This is a genomic window from Pandoraea pnomenusa, from assembly GCF_000767615.3.
Lineage (GTDB): Bacteria > Pseudomonadota > Gammaproteobacteria > Burkholderiales > Burkholderiaceae > Pandoraea > Pandoraea pnomenusa.
This window is the reverse complement of record NZ_CP009553.3, coordinates 48,369-65,220: the sequence shown is the minus strand read 5'-3', so window position 1 is coordinate 65,220 and position 16,852 is coordinate 48,369. Positions and strand designations below refer to the sequence as shown.

General features: G+C 64.7%; 13 protein-coding genes. 6 read left to right on the top strand and 7 right to left on the bottom strand.

Annotated elements, in window-relative coordinates:
- Positions 1-342: 342 nt before the first annotated feature.
- The 7 genes from LV28_RS24345 to LV28_RS24120 form a co-directional block, all read right to left on the bottom strand.
- Positions 343-1,341, bottom strand: a complete 999-nt coding sequence (locus tag LV28_RS24345) for a branched-chain amino acid ABC transporter permease (RefSeq protein ID WP_023598318.1) — start codon at positions 1,339-1,341, stop codon at positions 343-345.
- Between the two features lie 10 nt (positions 1,342-1,351).
- Positions 1,352-2,236 (bottom strand): branched-chain amino acid ABC transporter permease, encoded by an 885-nt coding sequence (locus LV28_RS24340; RefSeq protein ID WP_023598317.1) that lies wholly within the window; start codon positions 2,234-2,236, stop codon positions 1,352-1,354.
- A 78-nt stretch (positions 2,237-2,314) separates the two neighbouring features.
- The gene (locus tag LV28_RS24335; RefSeq protein ID WP_023872647.1) at positions 2,315-3,508 is read right to left on the bottom strand and encodes an ABC transporter substrate-binding protein; all 1,194 of its coding nucleotides are present in this window, start codon (positions 3,506-3,508) and stop codon (positions 2,315-2,317) included.
- Between the two features lie 76 nt (positions 3,509-3,584).
- Positions 3,585-4,346: an ABC transporter ATP-binding protein gene (locus tag LV28_RS24330; RefSeq protein ID WP_038619302.1), complete on the bottom strand. Its 762-nt coding sequence runs from the start codon at positions 4,344-4,346 to the stop codon at positions 3,585-3,587.
- Between the two features lie 8 nt (positions 4,347-4,354).
- Positions 4,355-5,134, bottom strand: coding sequence for an ABC transporter ATP-binding protein (locus LV28_RS24325; protein WP_023598314.1), 780 nt, complete (start codon positions 5,132-5,134; stop codon positions 4,355-4,357).
- Between the two features lie 541 nt (positions 5,135-5,675).
- Positions 5,676-7,310, bottom strand: coding sequence for a GMC family oxidoreductase (locus tag LV28_RS24320; protein WP_038619306.1), 1,635 nt, complete (start codon positions 7,308-7,310; stop codon positions 5,676-5,678).
- Positions 7,311-7,472: 162 nt separating this feature from the next.
- Complete coding sequence (locus LV28_RS24120; RefSeq protein WP_038619308.1) at positions 7,473-8,981, bottom strand: CoA-acylating methylmalonate-semialdehyde dehydrogenase; 1,509 nt, start codon at positions 8,979-8,981, stop codon at positions 7,473-7,475.
- Positions 8,982-9,176: 195 nt separating this feature from the next.
- Here LV28_RS24120 and LV28_RS24070 point away from each other — a divergent pair, with 195 nt between their 5' ends.
- From LV28_RS24070 to LV28_RS22555, 6 genes are all read left to right on the top strand, one after another.
- On the top strand, positions 9,177-10,052 hold the full coding sequence (locus tag LV28_RS24070) for a LysR family transcriptional regulator (protein WP_025250090.1): 876 nt from the start codon (positions 9,177-9,179) through the stop codon (positions 10,050-10,052).
- Between the two features lie 308 nt (positions 10,053-10,360).
- Positions 10,361-11,749 carry a class II fumarate hydratase gene (gene fumC, locus LV28_RS24050; RefSeq protein ID WP_023872650.1) on the top strand — a complete coding sequence of 463 codons (1,389 nt, stop codon included), beginning with the start codon at positions 10,361-10,363 and terminating at the stop codon, positions 11,747-11,749.
- A 22-nt stretch (positions 11,750-11,771) separates the two neighbouring features.
- Entirely contained in the window at positions 11,772-12,674 is a 903-nt protein-coding gene (locus LV28_RS23840; protein WP_023598309.1) for a LysR substrate-binding domain-containing protein, read from the top strand.
- Between the two features lie 217 nt (positions 12,675-12,891).
- The gene (locus LV28_RS23650; RefSeq protein ID WP_038619311.1) at positions 12,892-14,181 is read left to right on the top strand and encodes an MFS transporter; all 1,290 of its coding nucleotides are present in this window, start codon (positions 12,892-12,894) and stop codon (positions 14,179-14,181) included.
- Positions 14,182-14,248: 67 nt separating this feature from the next.
- A complete protein-coding gene (locus LV28_RS23505; protein WP_025250088.1) occupies positions 14,249-15,481 on the top strand; it encodes a metal-dependent hydrolase family protein in 1,233 nt (410 codons plus the stop codon).
- Between the two features lie 238 nt (positions 15,482-15,719).
- On the top strand, positions 15,720-16,847 hold the full coding sequence (locus LV28_RS22555; RefSeq protein ID WP_058371610.1) for a hypothetical protein: 1,128 nt from the start codon (positions 15,720-15,722) through the stop codon (positions 16,845-16,847).
- Positions 16,848-16,852: the final 5 nt, after the last annotated feature.

Genomic DNA, 16,852 nt, shown 5'->3' with positions numbered 1-16,852 from the left:
ATCGGGCACCGCGGGCGGGCAACGGCCGCCGTGACGGCGACGTGCGTCGGACGATGGGAGGCGCCGGCGGCGCACAGAATGAAAGCACAATATAAAAAGCGCTGTTGGAGTTTTCTCCAACAGCGCTTTCTTTTTTGGCGGTGCGCGTTCTCGCGCTTATTGTCTCCTCGTTCCTCGCCCCTATATCCTGCCGTGACGCGAACTGAGAGAGAGAATAAAGGAGCACCCGATGCACCACAAGTCAGCATTTACCCCTACGAATTAGGTTTTTTCCGACATACGTGCGCCAGTGTGACGATCGGCCGCCCCATCACGGTGCGCCCGATCGTCACGCATCAGGCTTCAGGACGACTGCGACAGCGTCCGGAAGAACCGGCTTCGGGCGACCAGTTCGCCGACCAGACCTCGGCGGAATGACAGCACGCAGATGATGAAGATGGCGCCGATGACGATCGTCACCGATTCGCCCAGCGTCTGGAACCACGCCACGCCGGTCGCCGTCGCCAGCCAGTCGCCGATGTCGCCCAGCTTGTTCTCGAGCACGATGATGACGACCGCGCCCACCACCGGTCCGAGCATCGTGCCCAGACCGCCCACGAGCGTCATCAGGATGACCATGCCCGACATGGTCCAGTGCACGTCGGTGAGCGTCTCGAAGCCCAGCACCACCGTTTTCGTCGATCCGGCCAGCGCCGCGAGCGTGGCCGACAGCACGAACGCCAGCAACTTGAAGCGATCGACGTCATAGCCGAGCGAGATCGCACGCGGCTCGTTTTCCTTGATCGCCTTGAGCACCTGGCCGAACGGCGAGTGCACGATACGCATGATGAACAGGAAGCCCAGCGCGCAGATCGCCAGCACCACGTAGTACAGGGTCAGGTCCGAATCGAGCGGAAGCACGCCAAAGAGGCTGCCGCGCGGCACACCCTGCAAGCCGTCTTCCCCACCGGTAAACGGTGCCTGCAGGCACAGGAAGTAAAGCATCTGCGCGAGCGCCAGCGTGATCATCGCGAAATAGATGCCCTGGCGCCGGATCGCGAGCAGGCCGATCACCAGGCCCAGCGCGGCGCCCGCGATCACCCCGGCGAGAATGCCGACTTCCGGCGTGAACCCGAGATTGCGAATCGCGTAGCCGGTCACATAGCCCGCGCTGCCGAAAAACGCCGCATGACCGAACGACAGCAGGCCCGTAAAGCCGAGCAGCAGGTTGAACGCGCAGGCGAACAGTGCGAAGCAGAGCACCTTCATGATGAAGACCGGATAGGCGCCCGCGAAGGGCGCCACGATCAGCGCGAGCAGCAAAAGCGAATAAAGCACCCGTTGTTGCGTCTGTTGTTGCATGTTCCGCCCCTTACTTTTGTTTGCCGAACAGCCCAGCCGGGCGCAGCAGCAACACGATCACCATGATGACGAACACCACGGTCGCAGATGCTTCCGGGTAGAACACCTTGGTAAAGCCTTCGATCACGCCGAGCATCAAGCCGGTGATGATCGAGCCCATGATCGAGCCCATCCCGCCGATCACCACCACCGCGAACACAGTGATGATCATCGACTGTCCCATGAGCGGCGAGATCTGAATGACGGGCGCGGCAAGCACGCCGGCGAACGCGGCGAGCGCAACGCCGAAGCCGTACGTGAGCGTGATCATGAGCGGCACGTTCACACCGAACGCTTCCACGAGCTTCGGGTTCTCCGTCCCTGCGCGCAGGTAGGCGCCGATCTTCGTCTTCTCGATGACGAACCAGGTGGCGAAGCACACGATCAGCGACGCCACCACCACCCAGGCGCGATAGTTCGGCATGAACATGAAGCCGAGGTTGGTTGCGCCGGAGAGCACGTCGGGCGCATCGAACGGCTGCCCGGACACGCCGTAGATCGAACGGAACACGCCTTCGAGCACCAGCGTGATGCCGAACGTCAGCAGCAGACCGTAGAGGTGATCGAGCTTGTAGATCCAGCGCAGCATGGTGCGCTCGATCACGATGCCGATGATGCCCACCACCACGGGGGCGAGGATCAGCATGACCCAGTAATTGAGGCCGAGATAGTTGCCGCCCATCCAGGCGAGCATGGCACCCAGCATGAACAACGCGCCGTGCGCGAAGTTGATCACGTTGAGCAGACCGAAAATCACCGCCAGGCCGAGGCTCAGCATGGCGTAGAACGAGCCATTCACCAGTCCCAGCAGCAGTTGGCTCAACAGCGCCGGCAGGGGGATGCCTAGTAATTCCATCGAAATCGATTCTCTGGGAGAAAGGTCGCGACGGGACACGCGTCCCGCCGCTTTCATCGCATCGCGTTCAGACTGCGCTTACTTGAGCTTGCAGGTCGACTCGGCTTCCGTCGTGAACGCCTTCTCGCCCGGGATCGTGGCGACGACCTTGTAGTAATCCCACGGTGCCTTCGACTCCTTCTTCGACTTGACCTGCATCAGGTACATGTCGTGGATCATCGTGCCGTCCTTGCGGATGTAGCCCTTGCTGAACATGTCGTCGATCTTGATCTTGTGGAGCTGATCCATGACCTTGTCGGCATCGGTGGTGCCGGCCGCCTGCACCGCCTTGAGGTACGTCATCGTGGCGGAGTAGTCGCCCGCCTGGAGGCTCGAGGGCATCTTCTTCATCTTCTCGAAGTAGCGCTTGGAGAAGGCGCGGGTCTTGTCGTCCTTGTCCCAGTACCAGCTGTCGGTCAGGTACATGCCTTCGGTGTTGTCCAGCCCCAGCGAGTGGATGTCGTTGATGAACACCAGCAGACCGGCGATCTGCATCTTCTTCGTGATGCCGAATTCCTTCGCGGCCTTGATGGCGTTGATCGTATCGCCGCCGGCGTTGGCCAGGCCGAGCACCTGCGCGCCCGACGACTGCGCCTGAAGCAGATACGACGAGAAATCCGACGCCGAGAGCGGATGACGCACGTCGCCCTTGACCGTGCCGCCGTTGGCCTTGACCACGTCGGCCGTGGCCTTCTCGAGCGCGTGACCGAACGCATAGTCCGCCGTCAGGAAGAACCACGACTTGCCGCCCGCCTTCACCACGGCCGAGCCGGTGCCGCGTGCGAGCGCCACGGTGTCGTAGGCATAGTGCACGCCGTACGGCTGACACTGATCGTTGGTGAGGGCGTCGGTGCCGGCGCCCACGTTGATATAGACCTTCTTCTTCTCGGCAGAGACCTTGTTCATCGCGAGGCCGGTACCCGAGTTGGTGCCGCCGATGAGCATGTCGACACCGCCGCGGTCGAACCATTCGCGCGCCTTCGACGCCGCGACGTCGGCCTTGTTCTGGTGGTCAGCCGTGACCAGTTCGATCGGCTTGCCGAGCACCTTGCCACCAAAGTCGGCGATGGCCATCTTGATGGCTTCCGCGCCACCGGGGCCGTCAATGTCGGTGTACAGCCCCGACATGTCGGTAATGAAACCGATCTTCACCGTATTGCCATCGGCGTGGGCCTGCGAGGCCATTGCCGCAAAACCGAACGCAGCCGCAACGGCCAACGCCTTCATCCGCATCGTCATCTTCGTCTCCTTCGTGGATTTGATCGCCTGGGTTCATCGCCCGGCGCGTTTGTGCGCCGGGTAGCTCACCTCATACGCCCAACAACTCGTGCAGCACCGGCATCTTCGTTTCCAGCTCCGGAGCGCCGAAGCGCTCCACGATCTTGCCGTGCTCCATCACATAGAAGCGGTCGGCCAGCGGAGCCGCAAAACGGAAATTCTGTTCCACCATCACGATGGTGTAGCCCCTCGACTTGAGCGTGGTGATCATGCGTGCGAGTGTCTGCACGATCACCGGCGCGAGGCCCTCCGAGATCTCGTCGAGCAGCAGCAGGTTCGCGCCGGTGCGCAGGATGCGCGCCACGGCCAGCATCTGCTGCTCGCCACCCGACAGTCGCGTGCCCTGGCTGTGACGTCGCTCCTTGAGGTTCGGAAACATGTCGTAGATCTCTTCGAGCGACATGCCGCGCCCGCCGTCTTCGCGACGATTGCCGCGCATGCCGATATACGGCGGCAGCAGCAGGTTTTCCTCGCACGACAGGCTCGCGAAGATGCCTCGCTCTTCCGGGCAGTAGCCCACGCCGTGGTGGGCGACCTTGTATGTGGGCAGACGGATCGTCTCTTCGCCGGCGATGCGGATCGATCCCTGACGATTGCCCGTGAGGCCCATGATCGCGCGCAGCGTGGTGGTGCGCCCTGCGCCGTTGCGGCCAAGCAGCGTGACGACTTCGCCACGGCCCACGGTGAGGTCCACGCCATGCAGGATGTGCGATTCCCCATACCAGGCCTGCAGCCCCTCGACTTCCAGCGCCGGGACGCTCGCCGCGCCGCTACCGTTGCCATTACCGTACATAGACGTCCTCACCCGTGGGCTCCCTGCAATTCGCCATCCGCGGTCCCCATGTAGGCCTCCATCACCTGCGGATTCTTCGAAACTTCGTGATACGGCCCTTCGGCAAGCACCTCGCCACGCTGAAGCACGGTGATGGTGTCGGAGATCCCCGCGATCACGTTCATGTTGTGCTCGACCATCAGGATCGTGCGTCCCGCCGAGACCTTCTTGATCAGCGCGGTCACGCGATCGACGTCTTCATGCCCCATGCCCTGCGTGGGCTCGTCGAGCAGCATTAGTTCGGGCTCCATAGCAAGTGTGGTCGCGATTTCGAGGGCGCGCTTGCGGCCGTAGGGCAATTCCACGGTCAGGGTATGGGCGAATTCGGTGAGGCCGACTTCGGCGAGCAGCGCCATGGCGCGCTCGTCGAGCTGTCGCAGCGTGCGGCTGCTGCTCCAGAAGTGAAAGGCGGTGCCGAGATTGCGTTGCAGGCCGATGCGCACGTTCTCCAGCACGGTGAGGTGCGGGAAGACGGCGGAGATCTGAAATGAGCGAATGATGCCGCGTCGGGCGATTTGCGCGGGCGCCTCGCGGGTGATGTCTTCACCGTTGAAGGTAATGCTGCCGGCGCTGGGCACGAGGAATTTCGTGAGCAGGTTGAAGCAGGTGGTCTTCCCGGCGCCGTTCGGCCCGATGAGTGCGTGAATGGTGCCGCGCGCGACGCGCAGGTCGACCCCGTTCACGGCGGTGAAGCCGCGGAACTCTTTCGTGAGCCCGCGGGTTTCGAGAATGTAATCGTTGTTCGCCATGTCTCCTGCCACATTCCTGGTTGGCGGTGCGAGGCGTGAGTGGGCCCCGGCACCATCGTCTGTGACAACCGCAAGGCAGGCAGATGACGCGATGTTGTTGCGTCGTCGGCGAGGTGCCCCGCGTCCCGCATGCGGCGTCGAATTCTTGGTTCGTTCGCACATAGGGAATCGTTATTGTGTGTGGTTTGCTGCAACGCGATCATTGGGATTTGCACTAAGCCTCACCCCCTTCGAAACGCGCATGTTCACACGCGTTCAGGAACGTTCGGTCACATGCCGGCGGCATGCGCAAAGCCCTTATGGCACAAGGCTTTTGCGGCATACGCAAAAGCACGTTCAATGTCGTGCGCCGCGCGCGCGAGCGGGTGCTCGCGCGCTGCATTAGGTATTACTACGTAAGATTTGGGCGATTGTCCGGAAATCCGGAATCGCGACGAGGCTCGCGAACATCGAATTTTCCGCCGGACCAGGGCACGACGGTCGGCGCCGACACCGATGCCCCCTTTCCCCCGGCTCAGCGGTGTCCTGATCTTTTGCGCGCTTACCGCCCGGCTTTGCGAGCCGCACGGATCATGTCGCTCGCGCGCTCGGCGATCATGATCGTCGGCGAGTTCGTGTTGCCGGATGTGATCACCGGCATCACCGACGCATCGACCACACGCAGGTTCCGCACCCCGCGAACGCGCAGCTCCGCATCCACGACCGCATCAGGATCGTCGGCGCGTCCCATGCGGCAGGTGCCCACCGGATGGAAGATGGTCGTGCCGATATCGCCCGCCGCGCGCATCAACGCCTCGTCGCTCTGGAACGACGGTCCCGGCAGATACTCGCGCGGTTCGTAGCGCGCGAAAGCCGGCGCGCCCACGATGCGACGCGTGAGCTTGATCGCGTCTGCCGCCACGCGCAGATCCGCATCGGTCGACAGATATCGCGGCGATATGCTCGGCGCGACGCGTGCATCCGGCGAAGCGAGATGCACATGCCCGCGCGACGTCGGACGAAGATTGCACACCGATGCCGTGAACGCGTTGAACGTGTGCAGCGGATCGCCGAACTTGTCCAGCGACAGCGGTTGCACGTGATATTCGAGGTCGGGACGCGTCACGTCCTCACGACTGCGCGCGAACGCCCCCATCTGCGACGGCGCCATGCTCATCGGACCACGCTGCGCGAACACGTACTGCATGCCGATCTTCAACTTGCCGAAAAGACTGTTGGCCGTGAGGTTGAGCGTGGTCACGCCGCGCAACTTGTACACCGTGCGCAACTGCAGGTGATCCTGCAGGTTCTCGCCCACGCCGGGCAGATGCGACACCACGTCGATGCCGAATCCGCGCAAACGCTCCCCGTCGCCAATGCCCGACACTTCCAGCAGATGCGGAGAATTCACCGCCCCCGCCGCCAGAATCACTTCGGCGCGCGCGAGCGCCGTGAAATCCTCATTGCCGCCGCGATACGCCACCCCGGTGCAACGCGTGCCCTCGAACAGCAGTCGACTCACGCTCGCCCCGGTAATCACGGTGAGATTCGGGCGCTGCATGGCCGGGCGCAGAAAGCCCTTCGCGGCACTCCAGCGCACGCCGCGTCGCTGATTCACTTCGAAGTAGCCAATGCCGAAGTTGTCACCCCGGTTGAAGTCGTCCGTCTTCGGAATGCCGATCTGCTCGGCGGCGTCGGCGAACGAATCGAGCACGCGCCACGACAGCCGTTGCTTCTCGACACGCCACTCGCCGCCGCTGCCGTGAAACTCTGTGCCGCCCTTGTAGTGATCTTCGCTGCGCCTGAACAGCGGCAGCACATTGTCCCAGCGCCAGCCGTCGTCGCCGGTGGCGTCGGCCCATACGTCATAGTCTTCGCGCTGCCCGCGCATGTAGATCATGCCGTTGATCGACGAGCTGCCGCCCAGCACCCGCCCTCGCGGATACGCGAGCGTGCGGCCGTTGAGCCCGTCTTCGGCCTGCGTGCGATACAGCCAGTCGGTGCGCGGGTTGCCGATGCAGTAGAGATAACCGACGGGGATGTGAATCCAGTGATAGTCGTCCTTGCCGCCGGCCTCGAGCACCAGCACGTTGACGTCGGGGTCCTGCGTGAGACGATTGGCCAACACACAACCGGCCGATCCGGCGCCCACGATGATGTAATCGAAGCTTTCCTGCTTCGGGGCCTGCTTGCTCATTCCCGCATGTCTCCGTCGATGGCGCGGCACTCGCCAGGGTGCGGTGCCGGCACTGGTGCGGCACCCGAGTGAGGTGGACTGCCGCCACCCGCACCAGGTTCACTTTTGTCGTTCTGTTCGCATCGAAGCGTCGAAGCGTCGGTCCGGCGTTACCCCGCCTCCCTACTTCGCCACGGGCATGGTGAATTCCGCGCCCTTGCCGATGCTGTCCGGCCAACGCTGCATCACACTCTTGAAGCGCGTGTAGAAACGAATGCCCTCTTCTCCATAAGCGTGGTGGTCCCCGAACAGCGAACGCTTCCATCCGCCAAACGACTGCCAGGCCATCGGCACCGGAATCGGCACGTTGATGCCCACCATGCCAACCTTCACCTGACGCGAGAACGCGCGCGCCACGCCACCGTCGCTGGTGAAACACGAGACGCCGTTGCCGAACTCGTGCGCATTGACCAGCGCAATGGCGGCCGCCAGATCCGGCACGCGCACCACCGCCAGCACTGGACCGAAAATCTCCTCGCGATAGATCGTCATCTCGGGCGTGACGTGATCGAAGAGCGTCCCGCCGAGGAAGAATCCCTGTTCGTGCCCCGGCACCGTCAACCCTCGCCCGTCGACCAGCAGCGTGGCACCCGCGCTCACGCCATCGGCGATGTAGCCCTCGATCTTCGCCTTGTGGACCCCGGTGACGACCGGCCCCATTTCGGACGCATCGTCCACGCCCGGCCCAACGCGCAGCGCCTTCACGCGCGGCACCAGCGCGTCGACGAGACGATCCGCGACCTGACCCACCGCCACCGCGACCGAGATCGCCATGCAACGCTCGCCGGCCGATCCGTAGGCCGCACCGATCAGCGCATCGACCGCCTGATCCAGATCGGCGTCGGGCATGACCACGAGATGATTCTTCGCTCCGCCCAGCGCCTGCACCCGCTTGCCGCGACGCGTGCCTTCGCTGTATATGTACTCGGCAATCGGCGTGGAGCCGACGAACGACAGCGCTTCCACATCCGGGTGCGCGATGAGTGCATCGACCGCCACCTTGTCTCCCTGCACCACGTTGAACACCCCATCGGGCAGCCCGGCTTCGCGCAGCAGGTCGGCGATCAGCAGACTGGCAGAAGGATCGCGCTCGGACGGCTTGAGCACGAACGTGTTGCCGCACGCGAGCGCGATCGGAAACATCCACATCGGCACCATCACCGGGAAGTTGAACGGCGTGATCCCCGCACACACCCCGACCGGCTGTCGCAAATGCCAGTTGTCGATGCCTCCGCCGATGTTGTCGCTGTGCTTGCCCATGAGCAGGCTCGGCGCCCCGCACGCATACTCGACCACCTCGATGCCGCGCGTGACTTCGCCGCGCGCATCGGAGAACACCTTGCCGTGTTCGCGCGTGATGATGCGTGCCAGTTCGTCCTGATGCTCGTCGAGCAGCGCCTTGAACTTGAAGAGCACCCGCGCGCGCTTGAGCGGCGCCGTCTCCGACCACGCAGGCAACGCGGCCCTGGCGGCAGCGACCGCGGCGTCCACGTCGCCCACGCCGGCCAGCGCCACGCGCGCACTCACGCGCCCTTCGGCCGGATTGAAGACGTCGGCGAAACGCGCGCCGTCGCCGGCCAAGCGCCGGCCGCCAATGAAGTGCTGCACCGTCGGAATATCAGCGTTGCTCATGTTCGTTTCCCTCGGAATTCGGCGAACTTCCCGCGCTCGCCCATTCGATTAGCCAGACGCGTGCCCCACGGCATACGCCACGATAGGCCAAGCGTACTGCCGCCGATTCACGCGATCCAATGAGAAATTATCAAAAGCAATATAAGATTCCCTTATGTTGCCTCCGAATGGCGTTCTGCGGGACGCCCTCCACCCATGGAACTCGCCCACCTCCGCGCCTTCGTTGCCATTGCCCGCGAGGGCAACCTCACCCGCGCGGCACAGCGCCTGCATCTGACGCAGCCTGCCGTCAGCCTTCAGGTCAAGGCGCTGCAGGAGGCGCTTCGGCTCACGCTCTTCACCCGCACGGCGCACGGTCTGGCCCTCACCCGCGACGCACAGGCACTGCTGCCGCTGGCCGAGCGCATGCTCGCGGCGCTTGCCGACTTCCAGCAGGCCGCGGGCGCGCTGCGCGACACCGTGCGGGGGCGCCTGCGCATCGGCACCATTCTCGACCCGGAATTCACCCGCCTCGGCGCGTTTCTGAAGCGCCTCGTGGAATCGTATCCCCAGATCGAAACGGCTTTGCGCCAGGGCATGTCGGGTTCGGTGCTCCAGCAACTCGGGCGCGGCGAACTGGACGTCGGCTTCTACCTCGGGCGCCCCGATCCCGAGCGCTTCCATGCCATCACGCTCACGCCGTTCGCGTATCAGGTGGTCGCGCCCGCGGGTTGGCGCGAGCGGGTGGCACGTCGTGGCTGGCGCGAACTCGCGGCACTGCCGTGGATCTGGACACCGCCCGAATCGGCCCACCATCGCCTGCTCTCGGCGGTATTCGGCGCCCTGGACGTATCGCCCGTGAAGGTGGCGGAAGTCGATCAGGAGCCGTCGATGCTCGACCTGGTGAAGTCCGGTGTCGGCCTGTCGCTGGTGCGCGACTCGATCGCGCTGCGCGAAGCGCAAGCCCATGGTCTGGTGATCGCCGACGGCGTGAGCGTGCCCACGGAGCTGACGTTCGTCACGCTCGCCACGCGACGCGACGAACCTGCCATCGCCGCCGCGCTGCAACTGATCGCCGCCGTCTGGGCGTGACGAGGCTCCCGGAATGCCGGGAGCCGGAAAGCCCCGTGCGCGATGCCATTCACCGGGGATATGCGCCGACCCTCCGCGGCACGCACTTTCCGGACATCATCGAGGCGTCCCTGCGCCGCGAATCAGGTGCATAATCCAGGCGGCTCAGGTCCTCGCCGACGGCCTCCCGGCTCGCCGCCGCCCCGAACGACGCGAAGCGGCCGACGTTCCCCGCAAATCATTCCCGTGACGTGGCACGCCTTGCCGGCCTGCCAAGCCATATCCCGCCCAACGCTCTAGAATTCAAGTCTGTCTTCGAGGAGTCGATCATGTCTGTGAGAATGGAACGCGATACCTTCGGCGAAATTGCTGTACCCGCCGACCACCTGTGGGGCGCCCAGACGCAGCGCTCGCTGCAGAACTTCAAGATTTCCACCGAGAAGATGCCGCGCGAGCTGGTGCGCGCGCTCGCCCGGGTCAAGCGCGCGGCCGCCGAGGTGAACAAGGGCCTCGGCGTGCTCGACGCCAAGAAGGCCGACGCCATCATCCAGGCCGCCGACGAGGTGATCGCCGGCCGGCACGACGACGAATTCCCGCTGGCCGTGTGGCAGACCGGCTCGGGCACACAGTCGAACATGAACATGAACGAAGTCCTCGCCAATCGCGCCAGCGAACTGCTCGGCGGCGTGCGTGGCGAGGAACGTCTCGTGCATCCCAACGACGACGTGAACAAGGGCCAGTCGTCCAACGACGTATTCCCCACGGCCATGAGCGTGGCCGCGCTCGACGCCCTCGTCAACCATCTCAAGCCCAGCGTGGGCCAACTGCGCGACACGCTCGCGGCCAAGGCCCGCGCCTACGACGACATCGTCAAGATCGGCCGCACCCACCTGCAGGACGCCACGCCGCTCACGCTCGGCCAGGAGATCTCGGGCTGGGTCGCGCAGATCGACCACGGCCTGAAGCATGTCGACGACGCCCTGCCCCACGTGGCCGAGCTCGCGCTGGGCGGTACCGCCGTGGGCACGGGCCTGAACGCCCATCCGGACTTCGCGAAGCAGGTGGCCGCCACGCTCGCGCGCGACACCGGACTGCCGTTCGTCACCGCGCCGAACAAGTTCGAGGCGCTTGCCGCGAACGACGCCATCGTCCACGCGCACGGCACGCTCAAGACCCTCGCCGCGAGCCTGATGAAGATCGCCAACGACGTGCGCTGGCTCGCCAGCGGCCCGCGCTGCGGCATTGGCGAGTTGCAGATTCCGGAGAATGAGCCGGGCAGCTCGATCATGCCGGGCAAGGTGAACCCGACCCAGTGCGAAGCCATGACGATGCTTTGCTGCCAGGTGCTGGGCAACGACGTGGCCATCAACGTCGGCGGCTCGATGGGCAACTTCGAGCTCAACGTGTTCAAGCCGATGCTCATCCACAACTTCCTGCAAAGCGTGCGTGTGCTCGCCGACGGCGCGGTCAGCTTCAACGACAACTGCGCGATCGGCATCGAGCCGAACCGCGCGCGCATCGGCTCGCTGCTCGAGGAATCGCTCATGCTCGTGACCGCGCTCAATCCGCACATCGGTTACGACAAGGCTGCGCAAATCGCGAAGAAGGCGCACAAGGAAGGCACCACGCTCAAGGCCGCCGCGCTGGCGCTGGGTCATGTGACGGCGGAGCAGTTCGACGCCTGGGTGCGCCCCGAGCAGATGGTCGGCAAGCGCTGATCGCCCCCTTCGTTCACCGCGCATGCCTATCTCTCCGCTGCCGCCGCTGCATTGTCTGATCGCGTTCGACGCCGCCGTCCGGCACGCGAGCTTCACCCGGGCGGCAGCGGAACTCAATCTCACGCAAAGCGCCGTGAGCCGACAGATCGCGCAGCTCGAAGAGTTTCTCGGGCGCGCGCTCTTCACGCGCGAACACCGCACGCTTCGTCTCACGGTCGCCGGTCAACGCTACGCCGAGCAGATCCAGCGTCTGCTCGGCGAGTGCGCCGAAGCGACGGCCGACCTGATGAAGCGGCGCGGCGACCTCGAACTCACGGTGGCATGCTCGTCCGGCGTGGCCGTGCTGTGGATGACGCCGCAGCTCATGCGCTTTCGCGCGGCGCACCCCGACGTCAAGATCCGGGTGATCGTCAAAGACGGCCTTACGACGCTGGCCGCGTCGGAATTCGACCTGGGCGTGTATTACGTTCGCAACGATCTGCCACCCGATTTCGCCGGGCGACGGCTGTTCGACGAGGAAGTCTTTCCGGTGTGCTCCCCCGCGTATCTCGACGGACGCAAGCTCGCGCCGGCCGATCTCGTCAACGAGACGCTCCTGTTCATCGAGGACGGTCAGCGCAAATGGATGTCGTGGCCCGACTGGTTCGAGCTGCAGGGCGTGAGCGTGCCGAAATTCCCTCGCATGGTGAGCGCCAATTACTACCCGTTGCTCGTGCAGATGGCCATCGAAGGTGGCGGACTCGTCATGGGCTGGCGGCACATGATCGATCCCTGCCTCGACGCCGGGCTGCTCGTGCCCGCCTGCGACGCCACCGCGAGCCTGGGCGGCGGATACTATCTGGTGTGGCCTGCCGATCGCCACGAGCATGCCGCAGCGCGTATTTTTCGAAACTGGATTTACGCCGAGACTCGTTTCCCAGCATAGTGTTGGCACCCTCGAGAGAAAGTTGCCATGCGCTGTACGCATGGCAACATGCGGAATTATCGTTTGGCCTGACATTTTGTCTGCACTACTTTGTGACGGATCCGCGCATGTGCCTTCGCCCCGCGAGCGCACATGATTCGACAAAAGCAGGCGTATTACCGGCATGACGTGATTGCAAAGCACGCGACGGACGCCATCCATCCCCCGGGAGACCCAGATGCAGGCGACCTACGCAGTGCCTCAAGACAACCTGGCCCGCCAGCGCCGTCACGCGATCGTGGCGACGGTGATCGGCAACGGTCTGGAGTGGTTCGACTTCACCGTTTACAGCTTCTTCGCGGCGATCATCGCGAAGCAGTTTTTCCCCACCGGCGACGATCTGTCGTCGTTCCTGCTCGCCGTGGCGACGTTCGGCGTGGGCTTCTTCATGCGTCCGGTCGGCGGCATCGTGCTCGGGATCTATTCCGACCGCGTGGGTCGCAAGGCCGCACTCTCGCTCACCATTCTGCTCATGGCCGCCGGCACCGCGATGATCGGTCTGGCACCGACCTACGACCAGATCGGTCTGGCAGCCCCGCTCATCATCGTGCTGGCTCGTCTGCTGCAAGGCTTCTCGGCAGGCGGCGAGATGGGCGGCGCAACGGCCTTCCTGACCGAATACGCACCGCCCAACCAGCGCGCCTATTATTCGGCGTGGATTCAGTCGAGCATCGGCTTCGCCGTGCTGCTCGGTGCCGCGGTGGGCACGTTCGTGACGACCGAGCTCGACAAAGCGTCGCTCGAGTCGTGGGGCTGGCGCGTGCCGTTCATCGTCGGCATGCTGATCGGCCCGGTCGGCTTCTACATCCGTAACAAGATCGACGAGACGCCCACGTTCCAGCACGCCGAGAAGTCCGACACGCCGCTGCGCGACGTCTTCTCGCAATATCCGCGCGAAACGCTCGCCAGCTTCTCCATGGTCGTGCTGTGGACGATCTGCACCTACGTGCTGCTGTTCTACATGCCGACGTATGCCCAGCGCGTGCTGCATCTGCCCGCGTCGTACGGCTTCACCGCCGGCATGGTCGGTGGCGCGATGATCCTGGTGTTCGCACCGGTCGTGGGCCGCCTGGCGGACCGTTTCGGCCGCCGCCCGTTCCTGTCGGGCTCGGCATTGTTGATCCTGCTGCTCGCGTGGCCGATGTTCACGTACCTGAACGTGTCGCCGGGTCTGCCTTCGCTGCTGACGTTCCAGATCGTGTTCGGCCTGCTCATCGCGTGCTACACCGGTCCGATTCTCGCGGCATTCGCCGAGCTGTTCCCGGCCAAGGTGCTGTCGACTGGCCTGTCGGTCGCCTACAACTTCGCGGTGACGATCTTCGGCGGGTTCGCCGCCCTGATCATCACCTGGCTGATCGCCCGCACGGGCAGCAACATGGCCCCGGCGATCTACGTGATCGTCGCGGCCGCCATCAGCCTGATCGGCACGCGCTTCGTGAAGCCCCTGCCCAAGGTCAACAAGGCCTGAGTCTTCCCCCCAAAGGCGCGCCACATCGAATGGCGCGCCTTTTTGCATTTCATCAAGGAACCCCACCATGTCCATTACCCTGCTTCGCGGCGGCAATGTGCTCGATGCGGCTGCCGGCCGTCTGCTCGAACGTCACGACGTCGCCATCGAAGGCGCGCGCATTACCGCGGTCAGCGCCACGCCGCTCGACATTCCCGGTGCGACGGTGATCGACGTCACCGGCAAGACCGTCATGCCCGGCATGATCGACTGCCACGTGCACGTGCTCGCCTCGCACCCGAATCTCGGCACCAATGCCAGCCAGCCGAACGTGCTGACGGTGCTCAAGTCGCTGCCGATCATGCAGGGCATGCTCAACCGCGGCTTCACGACCGTGCGCGACGCGGGCGGCGCCGACTGGGCGTTGCAGCAGGCGATCGAGCAGGGCGTGATTCCGGGTCCGCGCATCTTCCCGTCGGGCAAGGCGCTGTCGCAGACGGGCGGACACGGCGACTTCCGTCCGCGCAGCGACACGCTCGAGCCGTGCTCGTGCGCGTTTCGCGCGGGCGCGATCGGGCGCGTGGTCGACGGCGTCGATCCGATCCGCCTGGCCGTGCGCGAAGAGATCCAGAAGGGTGCGACGCAGATCAAGCTGATGGCCTCGGGCGGCGTGGCATCGCCGGTCGATCCGATCGCCAACACGCAATATTCGGAAGACGAGATCCGCGCGGCCGTGGCCGAAGCGGAAGCCGCGCAGACCTATGTGATGGCCCACGCGTACACGCCGAAGGCGATCGCACGCGCGGTGCGCTGCGGTGTGCGCACCATCGAGCATGGCAATCTGTGCGACGCGCAAACCGCGCAGCTCATGGCCGAGAGGGGCGCGTATGTCGTGCCCACGCTCGTGACCTACGACGCGCTCGCCAAGGACGGCGCCTCGCTGGGCTTGCCGCCGGAGTCGGTGGCGAAAGTGGAAAGCGTGCAGCGCGCCGGACGCGAATCGCTCACGATCTATCGCGACGCGGGCGTGAAGATGGGCTTTGGCTCGGACCTGCTGGGCGACATGCACAAGTACCAGTCCGACGAGCTCACGATTCGCGCCGACGTGCTCGGTACGGCCGACACGCTGCGCTCGGCCACGGTCATCGGCGCGGAGATTCTCAATCGCGTGGGCGAACTGGGCGTGATCGCCGCCGGCGCGCTGGCCGACGTGCTGGTCGTGGATGGGAATCCGCTCGAATCGATCGACGTGCTCACGGGCCAGGGCGAAGGCATTCGCTGGGTGTTCAAGGACGGGAAGATCGCCAAGCAGCCGCAGTAATCGTTCGGGCGACGTTCGGCGACGGGCGTCTCGAACACCCGCGACGACACAGCACGACAAGCGAAAGACGTAGCGCCGCGATGTGAAAACATCGCGGCGTTTTTTTTCGTGACTCAACCGCGCGGCGGTGCGCGAAAAATGAAAGAGACCCGACGGATCGCGACCTAGTCTGGCATCACAAGAACAACGTGAGCCCCCGATCATGACGAATGTTCTGTTGCCTCTCGAATTTCCCTGCATGCCTCCGGTCGTTGACAACGGCTGGTTCAAGGACGCCTCGGCCGCGCCGGCTCGCAACGACTGGCAGGGCGTGAGCGTGCGGCAGCGAAGTCCGGACACGCCGCTGCCGCGGGACCCCGAAACCATGGAGACGTTGCGCGCCTCCATCACGAGCGGCCTGCGCGAGATCGGCAACGATTGGGCGGCCATGGCAAGGGAGTTGCGTTGCGATCTGGCGGTCGCACCGCTGCCGGAAGCCTTCGGCGAACTCAGCGAATTGATCGCGAGCGTGAAGTCGCATCAGGTCGACGGCCCCGACAGCATCGATCGCCTGATGCTTCGCTTCGAGACAGCGATCGCCCGTATTTATCGATCGCGGCAGGCCCCATGGGGGTCGTGGCGCTCGGTGGGCGGCCAGCGTCACGCGACCGATCACGCCACCCTGACGCCCAACGCAAAGGCCGCCCTGAGCGTGCTCACGGAACTCGACCGGGCGGTGGCACAGATCCGCCTGACCGCGCGCGCGTTGCGTCGCCTCGACGTCCAAAGCCGCACCCTTCGGGGCAGTACGCGCGGCAAGGCATCGAAACGGGCAAGGGCCCAGCTCGCGGCGGCGTTCGACGCGGCCGGACTGGTTCTGCGCGTGGCCGAGCCGCACATCGAGAACTTCCTCGCCAAGGCCGAGGCCGCAATTCCGCCGGAGCGGCGACGCTGGAAAACAAAGATTGCGATCCTGCTCGGCCTCGCGCTGGTGACGGCGTCGCTGGGCATCGCCTCGATGTTCCTGCCGCCAATGCTGCCCGCGCTCGTTGGGCTAGGCCTCGGATTGAAGATCGGCGCGACCGCCACTGGTTTGATGGCGACCGGCAACGGCATCTTCAGCATCGTGGGTTACACCCGCAATCCCGGCTGGAGTGAGTTGGCCGAATGCATCAAGACGGTCGAACACCTGCATCGCGACATCCATCGCGAAATCGAAACGCACCGACGGTACGACCTGAATCACGAGCAAGGCACCGCACGACGCGTGGCCGTACATTTCAACGACGACATCACGACCGCGTCGAGCACCCAGACGCGGGTTGTCGAGCAGTTGGACCATCTGGGCGGCGCGCTGGGGGGCACGACGCCCAGACGAGGCAAATGATGTAC

What these genes read in the sequence shown, in the direction of transcription:
- LV28_RS24345 (WP_023598318.1), bottom strand. Translation starts at nt 1,341, where the DNA reads ATGCAACAACAGACGCAACAACGGGTGCTTTATTCGCTTTTGCTGCTC.
- LV28_RS24340 (WP_023598317.1), bottom strand. Translation starts at nt 2,236, where the DNA reads ATGGAATTACTAGGCATCCCCCTGCCGGCGCTGTTGAGCCAACTGCTG.
- LV28_RS24335 (WP_023872647.1), bottom strand. Translation starts at nt 3,508, where the DNA reads ATGCGGATGAAGGCGTTGGCCGTTGCGGCTGCGTTCGGTTTTGCGGCA.
- LV28_RS24330 (WP_038619302.1), bottom strand. Translation starts at nt 4,346, where the DNA reads ATGTACGGTAATGGCAACGGTAGCGGCGCGGCGAGCGTCCCGGCGCTG.
- LV28_RS24325 (WP_023598314.1), bottom strand. Translation starts at nt 5,134, where the DNA reads ATGGCGAACAACGATTACATTCTCGAAACCCGCGGGCTCACGAAAGAG.
- LV28_RS24320 (WP_038619306.1), bottom strand. Translation starts at nt 7,310, where the DNA reads ATGAGCAAGCAGGCCCCGAAGCAGGAAAGCTTCGATTACATCATCGTG.
- LV28_RS24120 (WP_038619308.1), bottom strand. Translation starts at nt 8,981, where the DNA reads ATGAGCAACGCTGATATTCCGACGGTGCAGCACTTCATTGGCGGCCGG.
- LV28_RS24070 (WP_025250090.1), top strand. Translation starts at nt 9,177, where the DNA reads ATGGAACTCGCCCACCTCCGCGCCTTCGTTGCCATTGCCCGCGAGGGC.
- fumC (WP_023872650.1), top strand. Translation starts at nt 10,361, where the DNA reads ATGTCTGTGAGAATGGAACGCGATACCTTCGGCGAAATTGCTGTACCC.
- LV28_RS23840 (WP_023598309.1), top strand. Translation starts at nt 11,772, where the DNA reads ATGCCTATCTCTCCGCTGCCGCCGCTGCATTGTCTGATCGCGTTCGAC.
- LV28_RS23650 (WP_038619311.1), top strand. Translation starts at nt 12,892, where the DNA reads ATGCAGGCGACCTACGCAGTGCCTCAAGACAACCTGGCCCGCCAGCGC.
- LV28_RS23505 (WP_025250088.1), top strand. Translation starts at nt 14,249, where the DNA reads ATGTCCATTACCCTGCTTCGCGGCGGCAATGTGCTCGATGCGGCTGCC.
- LV28_RS22555 (WP_058371610.1), top strand. Translation starts at nt 15,720, where the DNA reads ATGCCTCCGGTCGTTGACAACGGCTGGTTCAAGGACGCCTCGGCCGCG.